The organism is Pseudomonas sp. S2_H10, assembly GCF_054668285.1.
The window spans coordinates 6,616,737-6,630,647 of the sequence record NZ_CP162754.1; the positions used below are offsets into that span (position 1 = coordinate 6,616,737).

A 13,911-nucleotide genomic window follows, 5' to 3' on the forward strand; every position below is an offset into this window, starting at 1 on the left:
CCATCGAGGCGGCCTTTGCATGACCGGTGGTCGATGCACCACGGCCTGGCGGTAAATCTGCGCTTAGCTGAAGGGATAACCCGAGGCGCGCGCAGGTTGGACAAGGCCGCAGCGACGCCCCTTCAGATCACCGTGAGTCTGAGGAATTGCGCCATGCTGACCCTGAACATCAATGGCCAGGATCAGGAGCTGGATGTCCCCGCCGACATGCCGCTGCTCTGGGTCTTGCGCGACGTCGCCCACCTTACCGGCACCAAGTTCGGCTGTGGCATGGCCCAATGCGGGGCCTGCACCGTCCACGTCGACGGCGCGCCGCTGCGTTCCTGCATCACACCGGCGACCGCCGTCGCCCATGGACAGAAGATTCTCACCATCGAAGGCCTGTCGACGGACGGCTCGCACCCGGTGCAACAGGCCTGGGCGGAGCTCGACGTGGTCCAGTGCGGTTACTGCCAGTCCGGGCAGATCATGTCGGCCGCGGCGTTGCTGGCGAAAATTCCGCAGCCGACTGACAGCGACATCGATCAGGCGCTGTCCGGCAACATCTGCCGCTGCGGCACTTACCCGCGGATCCGCGCGGCGGTCAAGCGCGCCGCCGAGCTGGGTTGAGGCGGCCATGAACAGGATCAATGCATTATCGCGTCGTGGTTTCCTCAAGGGCAGTGCGTTGCTGGGCGGCGGTCTGGTGGTGGCGTTTGCCATGCCCGGCGCTCACCGGTTCGCCATGGGTGCGGAGAACCAGGGCAACGTGTTTGCGCCAAACGCCTTCCTGCGCATCGGCAATGACAACAGCGTCACCGTGTTGCTGGGGCACTCGGAGATGGGCCAGGGCATCTGGACCGGCCTGACCATGCTGATTGCCGAAGAGCTCGATGCCGACTGGTCGAAAATCCGCGTCGAGCATTCCCCGGCATCCGCCGCCGATTATGGCCTGCCTGGCTTTGGCGGGATGCAGATCACCGGCGGCTCGACCTCGACCTGGATGGAATTCGACCGCTATCGCCAGGCCGGCGCCGCCGCGCGCTTGATGCTGATCGACGCGGCCGCCAAGCGCTTCAATGTCGCGCCGTCCGAGATCCGCACCGAGTCGGGCGTGGTGATCGCCGGTGAGCATCGCGCCACCTATGGCGAATTGGCCGACGCCGCCGGGCAGTTGCCACGGCCGGACCCTGCCTCGATCAAACTCAAGGAGGCGAAGGACTGGCGGCTGATCGGCAAACCCACCCAGCGTCTGGACACTCCGGAGAAAATCACCGGCCGGGCGAAGTTCGGCATGGACGTGCAGTTCGACGGGCTGATGACGGCGATGGTTGCCCGTTCGCCAACGTTCGGTGGCAGCGTCAAATCCTTCGAAGGCGCCGAGGCGCTGGCAATTCCGGGCGTGCACAAAGTGGTGCAGGTGCCGACGGGCATCGCGGTGATTGCCGATCATTACTGGGCGGCGAAGCTGGGGCGCGATGCGCTGAAAATCGACTGGGATCCGGGACCGAACGCCGGGCTCAACAGCCGGGCACTGCTGGAAAACTTCCGCAAACTGGCCACCACGCCCGGCCTGAATGTCGCCAAGGCGGGCGATACCCAGGCTGCGCTGGCGAAAGCGGCCAAGACCATCGACGTTGAATACAGCGTGCCTTACCTGGCCCACGCGCCGATGGAACCGCTGAACTGCACCGTGAGCATCACCCAGGACAAATGCGAAATCTGGACCGGCACCCAGTTCCAGACCCTGGACCAGATGATCGCCGGGAAAATCACCGGGCTCAAACCCGAACAGGTGCAGATCCATACCGAGTTTCTCGGCGGCGGTTTCGGGCGCCGGGCCAACCCGACCTCGGACTTCGTCAGCGAAGCGGTGTACGTCGCCAAGGCCGCCGGTGCACCGGTGAAAACCGTGTGGGCGCGGGAGGATGACATTCGTGGCGGCTATTACCGCTCGGCGTTCCTGCACCATGCGCGCATCGGGCTGGGCGCTGACGGCCTGCCACTGGCCTGGAAGCATGTGCTGGTCGGGCAGTCGATCATGGCCGGGACCTCGCTTGAAGCGAGCATGGTCAAGGACGGGATCGACAAGACTTCCGTCGAAGGCGTGGCCGACAGCCCCTACATCGGCGCCCTGGCCGATCACCAGATTGAACTGCACTCCCCGAAAACCGGGATCAGCGTGCTGTGGTTGCGTTCGGTAGGGCACACCCACACCGCGTTTGTCATGGAGTCGCTGATCGATGAACTGGCCACGGCGGCGGGCAAGGATCCGGTGGAATACCGGCGCGCCTTGCTCAAGGAGCATCCGCGTCACCTCGGCGTGCTCAACCTTGCGGTAGAGAAGGCCGACTGGAAGGCACCGCTGCCCGATGGCCATGCGCTGGGGGTAGCGGTGCATGAATCGTTCGGCAGTTACGTGGCCCAGGTGGCCGAGGTGTCCCAGGAAAACCTCGCGATCCGCGTGCATCGGGTGGTGTGTGCGGTGGACTGCGGCATCGCGGTCAACCCGAAGAGCATCGCCGCGCAGATGGAGTCGTGCATCACCTTCGGCCTGGGCTTTGCCTTGCACAGCAAGTTGACGATCAAGGACGGGCAAGTGGTGCAGTCCAACTACCACGACTATCAGGTGCTGCGGCTCAACGAAATGCCGGTGGTCGAAGTGCATATCGTGCCCAGCAGCGACAAGCCCGGCGGCATCGGCGAAACCGGCGTGCCACCGACGGCGCCGGCGGTGGCCAACGCAGTGTTCGCCCTGACCGGACAGCGTCTGCGCGAGCTGCCGTTGCAGCTGTCGGGGGTGTGAGATGAAACGCCATCATTGGTTGCTCGGGACGGTGGTCCTGGTCTGTCTCTTCGCCTATGCATCGCACGTGTTCGCCGATGACCGCGAGGCCTTGCAGGCGTTCGACACCGTGCAGAAAGTCTTCCAGAGCCCGCGTTGCCAGAACTGCCACATCCCCGGGGATGCGCCGCTGCAATTCGATGCCGGCGTGCCCCACGCGATGAATGTCGTGCGCGGCATGGACGGCAAGGGCTCGGCCGGCTTGCCCTGTGCGACGTGCCATGCGCAAGGCAACCCGCCCACCAGCTACGGTCCCCACGCGCCGCCCGGAGCGCCACACTGGAGCCTGCCGCCGGCAGCCCAGCGGATGGCCTGGATCGGCCTGCCGGCCGACCGGTTGTGCGCGATGATCAAGGATCGCGCGAGCAACGGCGATCGGGATTTCGCCGAGCTGATCAAACACGTCAGCGAGGACAAGTTGGTGCTGTGGGGCTGGAATCCTGGGGGTAATCGCGCACCGGTACCGGTGCCGCACGATGTCTTCGTCACCCAGTTCAAACGCTGGGCCGATGCAGGAGGGCCGTGCCCGGTGACGGGTAGCTGACCAACGGCACGCTTGCGGGGAGTCAATGCGGGTATGGGCGACTCTAAAGTGCATACCCGTCAAAAGGAGTCAACAATGTTGATCTCAGGCAAAACGGGCAAATCGGGCCGCTCCACAAGCCCCTTGCTCACGCCACAGCAAGAACGGGAGCGGCTGCGTGAAATGGCGCGCCTGGCCGAGCGAGAGCTGGCCGGCGTGCAAATGGCAAGCATGGATGAGCTGACGCTGCTGTCCAATCGCCATGGCTTCACCGCGCTGGCCCGCCTCGGACTGGACGCTTGCCAGGAGCTGCAGACGCCGGCGACGCTGCTGTACTTCACCCTCGACGAGTTCAAACGCATCAGCTATCTGTACGGCCGGGCCAAGGCTGACGATGCACTCAAGACCTTCGCCGACGTGCTGCGTATCGCTTTTCGTGAAAACGATGTGGTCGGCCGGCTCGAAGGCGACCGCTTCGTGGCGCTGCTGACCGGATCCAGCAGCGTGGAGATTGCGGCGATCAAGGCTCGGCTCAATGAGATACTCGATGAGCGCAACGCTATGGCGCAGCGCAGTTATGACATTAGCTTCAGTGTCACCCAGGTCGAATATGATCCCGTCATTCACGGCTCGATCGAGGAGCTGCTGGAGGAGGCCGAGCAGGGGATGAGCCGTTAGGGCGGTGTTGTGTTGGCGGGCCTCTTCGCGAGCAGGCTCGCTCCCACAGTGGATTTGTGGCGTTCACAGAACCTGTGGGAGCGAGCTTGCTCGCGATGGCGTCCTAACAGGCAGCACCTATTTGGCAAACAACTGCCCGATATCCTTGAACGCCTTGAACTCCAGCGCATTGCCGCAAGGATCAAACAGGAACATCGTCGCCTGTTCACCCACCAGCCCCTGAAAACGAATCCCCGGCTCGATCACGAAGCGAGTTCCCAGCGATTTCAGCCGCTCGGCCAGCGCCTCCCACTCGGCCATCCCGAGCACCACGCCAAAATGCGGCACCGGCACATCGTGGCCATCCACGGCATTGGTGTGCGCGGCTTCCTGCGCCAGGTTTTTCGGTGCGAGGTGGATCACCAGTTGATGACCGAAAAAATTGAAGTCCACCCAGTGATCGCTTGAGCGACCTTCTTCCAGGCCAAACACCGCGCCGTAAAAGTGCCGGGCGGCAGGCAAGTCGTAGACCGGTATGGCCAGGTGAAAAGGGGACAGTTGCATCGGGCGAACCTCGCTGGTGGGTGTGGGTTGAGTTTAGCCCTGTGCTTTTTGATTGAAAGACGATAATTTTTGCAGCGAGCTCAAATTATTTCGATCAATCGAGGCCGCCATGTTGCGAGAACTGAAAACCTTTATCGCGGTGGCACGCCATGGCACCTTCGCCGCCGCGGGCATGCACATCGGCCTGACGCAATCGGCGGTCAGCGCGCAGATTCGCAACCTGGAACAGGCCCTGGGCATCCGTCTGTTCGATCGCACCGGACGCCAGGCGCTGCTCAATGCGGCGGGGCAGCGTGCGTTGCCGATGGCCAGGGAAATGCTCGAAATCTTCAGCCGCATGGCGGTCAGTGACGATGTCAGCGAGTACCGCGGCGAACTGAAAATCGGTGCGGTGGCGACGGCGCAGACCGGGCTGCTGCCGCAGGCGCTGCTGCGCTTGCGGCAACAGGCACCTTTGCTTGAGCCCAAGCTGGTGCCCGGTGTGTCGCTGAACCTGCTGAGCCAGGTGGACACGGGCGAAGTGGACCTGGCGATCCTGATCAAGCCGCCGTTCGAGTTGCCCAAGGAGTTGTTCGCGCAAGTGATTCGCCGGGAACCCTTTGTGCTGATCGTGCCGGCGGACCTCGAAGGCGATGATCCATTGCAACTGCTCGCCGAGCATCCTCATGTGCGCTACGACCGCAATTCGTTTGGCGGGCGGCTGGTGACGCGGTTTCTGCGTGAACAGAAGATCGAGGTGCAGGTGGCGCTGGAGCTGGATGAGCTGGAGGCGATTGTGAAAATGGTCGAGTGTGGGTTGGGGGTGTCATTGCTGCCCGAAGCCGGGTTATGGCTTGAACACGGGGCCAAGGTACGAATCATCTCCTTGGGCGAGTTGACGTTCTATCGGGAGATTGTCTTGCTGCAGCGCTATAGCCAGCGAAATCAGCCAATTCAGCAGTTGTTTGCGCAATGCCTGGCACAACCCTGACCCTGTAGGAGCGAGCTTGCTCGCGAAGGTCGTCAACGATAACGCGGGCAGTCTGGATGAACGCGGCGTGCCCCAGTTTTTCGCGAGCAGGCTCGCTCCTACAGGGGATTGCAACAAGCCTGAAATTACGGGCATAAAAAAACCCGCCGGAACAGGCGGGTTTTTTTTGGCAAACCGAAGATTACTCTTCGATGCTGCCCATGGCCGTGGTGTTGAAGCCACCGTCCACGTACATGATTTCACCGCTGATGCCGGACGCCAGGTCCGAGCACAGGAAGGCGCCGGCGTTGCCGACTTCGTCGATGGTGACGTTGCGGCGCAGCGGGGTTTGCGCTTCGTTGGCGGCCAGCATCTTGCGGAAGTTCTTGATGCCGGAAGCGGCGAGGGTGCGGATCGGGCCAGCCGATACGCAGTTCACGCGGGTGCCGTCCGGGCCCAGGGAACCGGCCAGGTAACGCACGCCAGCTTCCAGGGAAGCCTTGGCCATGCCCATCACGTTGTAGTTCGGCATGGTGCGCTCGGCGCCCAGGTACGACAGGGTCAGCAGGCTGCCGTTGCGGCCTTTCATCATTTCGCGGCCGGCCTTGGCCAGGGCCACGAAGCTGTAGGCGCTGATGTCGTGGGCGATGCGGAAGCCTTCACGGGTGGTGGCTTCGGTGAAGTCGCCGTCCAGTTGGTCGCCCGGGGCGAAGCCGACGGAGTGCACGATGCAGTCCAGGCCGTCCCACTTCTTGCTCAGTGCTTCGAAGACCTTGGCGATTTCTTCATCGCTGGCCACGTCGCACGGGAAGCACAGCTCAGGGTTCGAACCCCAGCCTTGGGCGAATTCTTCGACACGACCTTTCAGTTTGTCGTTCTGATAAGTGAAGGCAAGCTCAGCGCCCTCGCGATGCATGGCGGCAGCGATGCCGGATGCGATGGACAGCTTGCTGGCGACACCGACGATCAGTACGCGCTTACCGGCGAGAAAACCCATGTGTTGCTCCTCTTTCAGGTTATTGCGCAGTGGCCGGAGCCAGAAAAGCGGCTTCCAGCAACTGCTGTGTATACGGATGTTGGGGGGCGGCAAAAATGCTTTGCGCGTCTCCCTGTTCGACCACTTGGCCATGCTTGACCACCATCAACTGGTGGCTCAGCGCTTTCACCACAGCCAGGTCATGGCTGATAAACAGATACGTCAGGTTGTACTTGCTTTGCAGTGAACGCAAAAGCTCCACTACCTGGCGTTGTACCGTGCGGTCGAGGGCCGAAGTCGGCTCGTCCAGCAAAATCAACGCCGGTTTTAACACCAATGCCCGGGCAATGGCGATTCTCTGCCGTTGCCCTCCGGAAAATTCGTGGGGGTAGCGGTGCCGGGTTTCCGGATCCAGGCCTACCTCCTTCAGTGCTGCAATGATCGCTTGTTCCTGTTCCGCCTCGGTGCCCATCTTGTGGATCCGCAGGCCTTCGCCAACGATCTGGCTCACGCACATCCGCGGGCTCAGGCTGCCAAACGGGTCCTGAAACACCACTTGCATCTCCCGCCGCAGCGGGCGTACCTCGTTCTGCGTCAGGCAGTCCAGCTGCTTGCCTTCGAAGCGGATCGCGCCTTTGCTGCCGATCAGCCGCAAAATGGCCAGCCCCAGCGTGGATTTGCCGGAACCGCTTTCACCCACGATCCCCAGGGTCTGGCCCTGGGGCAGGCTGAAGTTGATGCCGTCCACCGCCTTGACGTAATCCACCGTGCGCTTGAGCAGGCCTTTCTTGATCGGAAACCAGACTTTCAGGTCCTCGACCGCCAGCAATGGCGGGCCGATCACGTTGCTTGCAGGCTTGCCGCCGGGCTCCGCTGCCAGCAGTTCCCGAGTGTACGGATGCTGCGGCGCGCGGAACAGTTCTTCGCACGATGCCTGTTCGACGATGCAACCTCGCTGCATGACACATACGCGATGCGCAATTCTTCGCACAAGGTTCAAATCGTGGCTGATCAACAGCAACGCCATGCCCAGGCGAGCCTGCAGTTCCTTGAGCAATTCGAGGATTTTCAGCTGAACGGTCACGTCCAGCGCGGTGGTCGGCTCGTCGGCGATCAGCAGTTCCGGCTCGTTGGCCAGGGCCATGGCGATCATCACCCGCTGCCGTTGGCCACCGGACAATTCGTGGGGCAGGGCCTTGAGGCGCTTGTGCGGCTCGGGGATGCCGACCATCTCCAGCAGCTCCAGGGTGCGTTTGGTCGCCACCTTGCCGGTCAGGCCCTTGTGAATGCCCAGCACTTCGTTGATCTGTTTTTCGATCGAGTGCAGGGGGTTGAGCGAGGTCATCGGCTCCTGGAAGATCATCGCGATGCGGTTGCCGCGAATATGGCGGATGGTTTTTTCTTTCAGGTCCAGCAGGTTCTGCCCGGAATACAAAATGGTCCCGGAAGGATGCCGGGCGAGCGGGTAGGGCAGCAGGCGCAGGATCGAATGCGCGGTCACCGATTTGCCAGAGCCACTTTCACCGACCAGCGCCAGGGTTTCGCCGCGCTTGATGTCGAAGCTGACGCCTTCGACCGCCCGCTGGCAGCGATTGCCGACGACAAACTCGACGGACAGGTCGCGCACTTCGATCAGATTGTCATGATTCATTTCACTTCCTCGGGTCGAAGGCATCGCGAGCGGACTCACCGATGAACACCAGCAGACTCAACATCAAGGCCAGCACGGCAAAGGCGCTGATGCCCAGCCATGGCGCCTGCAGGTTGGATTTGCCCTGGGCCACCAGTTCACCCAGCGAAGGGCTGCCCGCCGGCAGGCCGAAGCCGAGGAAGTCCAGGGCGGTCAGGGTGCCGATGGCGCCCGTGAGGATGAACGGCATGAAGGTCATGGTCGAGACCATCGCGTTGGGCAGGATGTGGCGAAACATGATCGCACCGTTCTGCATGCCCAGGGCGCGGGCGGCGCGTACGTATTCCAGGTTGCGCCCGCGCAGGAACTCGGCGCGCACCACGTCCACCAGGCTCATCCACGAGAACAGCAGCATGATCCCCAGCAGCCACCAGAAGTTGGGCTGCACGAAGCTGGCGAGGATGATCAGCAGGTACAGCACCGGCAGCCCGGACCAGATCTCCAGGAAGCGCTGCCCGGCCAGGTCCACCCAGCCCCCGTAGAAACCCTGCAAGGCCCCGGCGATCACGCCGATGATCGAGCTGAGCACGGTCAGGGTCAGGGCGAACAGCACCGAAATGCGGAAGCCGTAGATCACCCGGGCCAGCACGTCGCGGCCCTGATCGTCGGTGCCCAGCAGGTTGTCCGCCGAGGGCGGGGCCGGGGCCGGGACTTTCAGGTCGTAGTTGATGCTCTGGTAGCTGTAGGGAATCGGCGCCCACAGCACCCAGGCGTCCTTGGCCTTGAGCAGTTCGCGGATGTACGGACTCTTGTAGTTGGCTTCCAGCGGAAATTCACCGCCGAAGGTGGTTTCCGGGTAGCGCTTGAGCGCCGGGAAGTACCAGTTGTTGTCGTACTGCACCGCCAGCGGCTTGTCGTTGGCGATCAGCTCGGCGCCCAGGCTGGCGCCGAACAGGATCAGGAACAGCCACAGCGACCACCAGCCACGCTTGTTGGCCTTGAACAGTTCGAAGCGTCGGCGATTGAGTGGGGACAGGTTCATCTCAATGCTCCCGGCTTTCGAAGTCGATGCGCGGATCGACAAAGGTGTAGGTGAGGTCGCCGATCAGTTTCACCACCAGCCCGAGCAGGGTGAAGATGAACAGGGTGCCGAACACCACCGGGTAATCACGGTTGATCGCCGCCTCGAAGCTCATCAGGCCGAGACCGTCGAGGGAGAAAATCACCTCCACCAGCAACGAGCCGGTGAAGAAGATGCCGATGAAGGCCGAGGGGAAGCCGGCGATCACCAACAGCATGGCGTTGCGGAACACGTGACCGTACAGCACGCGGTGGTTGGTCAGGCCCTTGGCCCCGGCGGTGATCACGTACTGTTTGTTGATTTCGTCGAGGAAGCTGTTCTTGGTCAGCAGGGTCATGGTCGCGAAGTTGCCGATCACCAGCGCGGTCACCGGCAGCGCCAGGTGCCAGAAGTAGTCGAGGATCTTGCCGCCCATGCTCAGTTCATCGAAGTTGTTCGAGGTCAGCCCGCGCAACGGGAACCAGTCCAGGTAACTGCCGCCGGCGAACACCACGATCAGCAGGATGGCGAACAGGAACGCCGGGATCGCATAGCCGACGATGATCGCCGAACTGGTCCAGACGTCGAAGTGGCTGCCGTGCCGCGTGGCCTTGGCGATCCCCAGCGGGATCGACACCAGGTACATGATCAGCGTGCTCCACAGCCCGAGGGAGATCGACACCGGCATTTTTTCCTTGATCAGGTCGATGACCTTGGCGTCGCGGAAGAAGCTGTCGCCGAAATCCAGCGACGCATAGTTCTTGACCATGATCCACAAGCGTTCCGGCGCCGATTTATCGAAGCCGTACATGTGCTCGATTTCCTTGATCAGCGCCGGGTCCAGGCCTTGGGCGCCGCGATAGGCCGAGCCTGCCACCGAGACTTCGGCACCGCCGCCGGCGATGCGGCTGGTGGCGCCTTCGAAGCCTTCGAGCTTGGCGATCATCTGCTCCACCGGCCCACCCGGAGCCGCCTGGATGATCACGAAGTTGATCAGCAAGATGCCGAACAGGGTCGGAATGATCAGCAGCAGTCGCCGAAAAATGTACGCCAGCATCTGATTACTCCGTGCCCGCAGGATCGGCCTGCAGTGTGGTTTCGACTTCTATTGCCGGCTTGATATCGGGCTTGACCCACCAGGTGGCCGTGCCGATGTCGTATTTGGGCGAGACCTTTGGATGGCCGATGTGGTTCCAGTAGGCCACGCGCCAGGTCTTGATGTGCCAGTTGGGTATTACGTAATAGCCCCATTGCAGAACGCGGTCCAGCGCACGGGCATGGGCCACCAGGCTCTTGCGCGAATCGGCGTTGATCAGTTGCTCGACCAGTTGATCGACCACCGGATCTTTCAGGCCCATGGAGTTGCGGCTGCCGGGTTTGTCGGCGGCCGCCGACATCCAGAACTCGCGCTGTTCGTTGCCCGGCGAGTTGGATTGCGGAAAGCTGCCGACGATCATGTCGAAGTCCCGGGAGCGCACGCGGTTGATGTATTGCGAGACATCGACCCGGCGAATCACCAGGTCGATGCCCAGGTCGCTAAGGTTGCGCTTGAACGGCAGCAGCACCCGTTCGAATTCGGTCTGCGCCAACAGGAACTCGATGACCACCGGTTTGCCGGTGGCATCGACCATCTTGTCATCGACGATGCGCCAGCCGGCCTCCTGCAGCAGTTGATAGGCTTCACGCTGTTGGGCGCGGATCATGCCGCTGCCGTCGGTGCTCGGGTTCTGGAACGCTTCGCTGAACACCTGCGGCGGCAGCTTGCCGCGAAACGGCTCGAGGATCGCCACCTGATCGGCATCGGGCAGGCCGGTAGCGGCCATTTCCGAGTTCTCGAAGTAACTGCGGGTGCGCGCGTAGGCGCCGTTGAACAGTTGCTTGTTGGTCCATTCGAAGTCCAGCAACAGCGACAGGGCCTCGCGCACGCGCACATCCTGGAACACCGGGCGGCGCATGTTGAACACGAACCCTTGCATGCCGGTCGGATTACCGTTGGCAATCTGTTCCTTGACCAGCCGGCCTTCGGTGACCGCCGGAATGTTGTAGGCGTTGGCCCAGTTTTTCGCGGTCATTTCCAGCCAGTAGTCGAACTGCCCGGCCTTGAGCGCTTCCAGGGCCACGGTGTTGTCGCGGTAGTAATCAGTGGTCATCACGTCGAAGTTGTAGAAACCCCGATTGACCGGCAGGTCCTTGCCCCAGTAATCCTTTACCCGCTCATAGCGCACCGAGCGCCCGGCCTTCACTTCGCCGACCTTGTAGGGGCCGCTGCCCAGCGGGATCTCCAGGTTGCCCTTGTTGAAGTCGCGGTCGGCCCACCAGTGCTTTGGCAGCACCGGCAACTGGCCGAGGATCAGCGGCAGTTCGCGGTTATTGGTGTGCTTGAACTTGAACAGTACGGTGAGCGGGTCTTCGGCGACCACTTCCGCGACGTCGTTGTAGTAGCCGCGGTACATCGGCGCGCCATCCTTGGTCAGCATCTGGAAGCTGAATACCACGTCTTCGGCACGGACCGGGTGACCGTCGTGGAAACGCGCTTCGGGGCGCAGGTAGAAACGCACCCAGGCGTTGTCCGGGGCTTTTTCGATCAGGCGGGCGATCAGGCCGTACTCGGTGAAGGGTTCGTCCAGGCCTTGCTTGGCCAGCGTGTCGTAGATCATGCCGATATCGTCCGCCGGCACGCCCTTGCTGATGAAGGGGTTGAGGCTGTCGAAGCCGCCGAAACCGGCCTGGCGGAAAATCCCGCCCTTGGGCGCGTCCGGATTGACGTAGTCGAAGTGTTTGAAGTCGGCCGGGTATTTCGGCGGCTCGTTGTACAGGGTCACGGCGTGCTGCGGGGCGGCGCAGGCCAGCCCGGCGAACAGCAGGCCGCCGGCCTGCAGGAGCAGGGTGCGGATGGGGGTCATTGATCTTTCTCCGAAGATTTCAGCCACCACGCGTTCAGGCCCAGGGTGTAGGGCGGCGTGGTGACGAAGGCGAGCCGGTTGCGGTACGCCAGGCGGTGATAATTGAGGTACCAGTTGGGCACGATGTAGTGCTGCCACAGCAGCACCCGGTCGAGGGCCTTGCCGGCGGCGACCTGTTCATCGCGGTTTTGTGCGGCCAGCAACTGTTCGAGCAAGTGATCGACCACCGGGTTGGTGATGCCGGCGTAGTTCTTGCTGCCCTTGACCCCGGCCTGGCTGGAATGAAAGTACTGCCACTGTTCCAGGCCCGGGCTGAGGGTCTGGTTGAGGGTCATCAGAATCATGTCGAAATCGAACTGGTCGAGGCGCTGCTTGTATTGCGCGCGATCGACGGTGCGCAGCCGCGCATCGATGCCGATGCTGGCGAGGTTCTCGACATAAGGCTGGAGGATGCGTTCAAGGTTCGGGTTGACCAGCAGCAGTTCCAGGCGCAGGGGTTGCCCGGCGGCGTTTTGCAGGCGCTGGCCATTGAGCTTCCAGCCGGCTTCGGCGAGCAGGCCGAGGGCTTTGCGCAAGGTCTCCCGGGGGATGCCGCGGCCATCGGTCTGCGGCAGGCTGAACGGTTCGGTAAAGAGCCTGGCCGGCAGCTGTTCACGATAGGGCTTGAGCAACAGCCATTCGTGCCCGACCGGTAATCCGCCCGCCGAGAACTCGCTGTTGGGGTAGTAGCTCATGGCTCGCTGGTAGGCGCCACTGAACAGTGTGCGGTTGGTCCATTCGAAGTTGAACATCAGCCCCAGCGCTTCACGGACTTTGGCATCCGTGAACGTCGGCCGGCGGCTGTTCATGAACAGGCCCTGGGTCTGGGTCGGGATCTGGTGGGGGATCTGCGCCTTGATCACGTCACCGCGGCGTATCGCGGGGAAGTTGTAGCCGCTGGCCCAGTTCTTCGCCTGATGCTCGATGTAGATGTCGAATTCATCGGCCTTGAACGCCTCGAACGCCACGTCGGCGTCACGGTAGAACTCGACTTCCATGCGGTCGAAGTTGTACTTGCCGCGATTGACCGGCAGGTCCTTGCCCCAGTAGTCCTTGACCCGTTCGAAGACGATCTGCCGCCCCGGCGTGACCGATGTGATGCGATACGGCCCGCTGCCCAGCGGCGGTTCGAAAGTGGTGGCCTTGAAGTCGCGACCTTTCCAGTAGTGTTGTGGCAGCACCGGCATTTCGCCCAGGCGCAGGATCAGCAGCGGATTGCCGGCGCGCTTGAACACGAAACGGATGCGCTGCGGGTTGAGGATGTCGACCCGCAGCACCTCCTGAAGGCTGGTGCGGTACAGCGGATGGCCTTCCTTGAGCAGCGTGCGGTAGGAGAACGCGACGTCGTAGGCGGTGATTGGCGTGCCGTCATGGAAGCGCGCTTCGGGACGCAGGTTGAACACCACCCAGCTGCGGTTCTCGTTGTACTCCACCGACTGGGCAATCAGGCCATAGCTGGACGCGGGCTCGTCACCCGAAGGCGCGTACTGCCCGGTGCCGACCATCAGCGGTTCGTTGAGTTCGTTGATGCCGTATTGCAGGAAGTTCGGTGTGGTGACCGGGCTGGTGCCCTTGAAGGTGTACGGGTTGAGCGTATCGAAAGTGCCAAACGCCATGACCCGCAACGTACCGCCCTTCGGCGCTTGCGGGTTGACCCAGTCGAAGTGGGTAAATCGGGCCGGGTACTTGAGCGTGCCGAACTGCGCATAACCATGGCTTTCGCTGATCGTCGCGCTTGCGGTGGAGCTCAAGGCCAGGCTGATCAGGAGCAGGGGCAGGGGACGCT

The 13,911-nt window shown here is 62.4% G+C and carries 12 protein-coding genes; 5 read left to right on the forward strand and 7 right to left on the reverse strand.

From position 1 onward, the window contains the following. Positions 1-153 precede the first annotated feature (153 nt). The 4 genes from AB4O16_RS30035 (at position 154) to AB4O16_RS30050 (ending at position 4,025) form a co-directional block, all read left to right on the forward strand. Positions 154-609, forward strand: coding sequence for a (2Fe-2S)-binding protein (locus AB4O16_RS30035; RefSeq protein ID WP_160389805.1), 456 nt, complete (start codon positions 154-156; stop codon positions 607-609). A 7-nt stretch (positions 610-616) separates the two neighbouring features. After that, positions 617-2,785, forward strand: coding sequence for a xanthine dehydrogenase family protein molybdopterin-binding subunit (locus AB4O16_RS30040; protein ID WP_160389806.1), 2,169 nt, complete (start codon positions 617-619; stop codon positions 2,783-2,785). 1 nt (position 2,786) lies between these two features. Beyond that, positions 2,787-3,368: a hypothetical protein gene (locus AB4O16_RS30045; protein WP_460156589.1), complete on the forward strand. Its 582-nt coding sequence runs from the start codon at positions 2,787-2,789 to the stop codon at positions 3,366-3,368. A gap of 75 nt (positions 3,369-3,443) precedes the next feature. Beyond that, complete coding sequence (locus AB4O16_RS30050; protein WP_460156590.1) at positions 3,444-4,025, forward strand: GGDEF domain-containing protein; 582 nt, start codon at positions 3,444-3,446, stop codon at positions 4,023-4,025. Positions 4,026-4,142: 117 nt separating this feature from the next. On the opposite strand, the gene AB4O16_RS30055 is transcribed toward AB4O16_RS30050, so the two are convergent. Then, positions 4,143-4,568: a VOC family protein gene (locus AB4O16_RS30055; RefSeq protein ID WP_460156591.1), complete on the reverse strand. Its 426-nt coding sequence runs from the start codon at positions 4,566-4,568 to the stop codon at positions 4,143-4,145. Between the two features lie 109 nt (positions 4,569-4,677). Here AB4O16_RS30055 and AB4O16_RS30060 point away from each other — a divergent pair, with 109 nt between their 5' ends. Continuing rightward, a complete protein-coding gene (locus tag AB4O16_RS30060; RefSeq protein WP_460156592.1) occupies positions 4,678-5,538 on the forward strand; it encodes a LysR family transcriptional regulator in 861 nt (286 codons plus the stop codon). 181 nt (positions 5,539-5,719) lie between these two features. Here the strand turns inward: AB4O16_RS30060 and fabI are convergent, their stop codons facing one another. Genes fabI through AB4O16_RS30090 form a run of 6 tightly spaced genes read right to left on the reverse strand, consistent with a single transcriptional unit; the run spans position 5,720 to position 13,903 of the window. Beyond that, on the reverse strand, positions 5,720-6,514 hold the full coding sequence (fabI, locus tag AB4O16_RS30065) for an enoyl-ACP reductase FabI (protein WP_150718343.1): 795 nt from the start codon (positions 6,512-6,514) through the stop codon (positions 5,720-5,722). A gap of 19 nt (positions 6,515-6,533) precedes the next feature. Further along, positions 6,534-8,144, reverse strand: a complete 1,611-nt coding sequence (locus tag AB4O16_RS30070; RefSeq protein ID WP_460156593.1) for an ABC transporter ATP-binding protein — start codon at positions 8,142-8,144, stop codon at positions 6,534-6,536. A gap of 1 nt (position 8,145) precedes the next feature. Then, entirely contained in the window at positions 8,146-9,165 is a 1,020-nt protein-coding gene (locus AB4O16_RS30075) for an ABC transporter permease (protein ID WP_160389812.1), read from the reverse strand. 1 nt (position 9,166) lies between these two features. After that, positions 9,167-10,240, reverse strand: a complete 1,074-nt coding sequence (locus tag AB4O16_RS30080) for a microcin C ABC transporter permease YejB (protein ID WP_460156594.1) — start codon at positions 10,238-10,240, stop codon at positions 9,167-9,169. 4 nt (positions 10,241-10,244) lie between these two features. Next, positions 10,245-12,086 carry an extracellular solute-binding protein gene (locus AB4O16_RS30085; protein ID WP_460156595.1) on the reverse strand — a complete coding sequence of 614 codons (1,842 nt, stop codon included), beginning with the start codon at positions 12,084-12,086 and terminating at the stop codon, positions 10,245-10,247. Beyond that, positions 12,083-13,903, reverse strand: coding sequence for an extracellular solute-binding protein (locus AB4O16_RS30090; protein ID WP_460158102.1), 1,821 nt, complete (start codon positions 13,901-13,903; stop codon positions 12,083-12,085). Before AB4O16_RS30090 ends, AB4O16_RS30085 begins: the two co-directional genes overlap by 4 nt. Between the last annotated feature and the right edge of the window lie 8 nt (positions 13,904-13,911).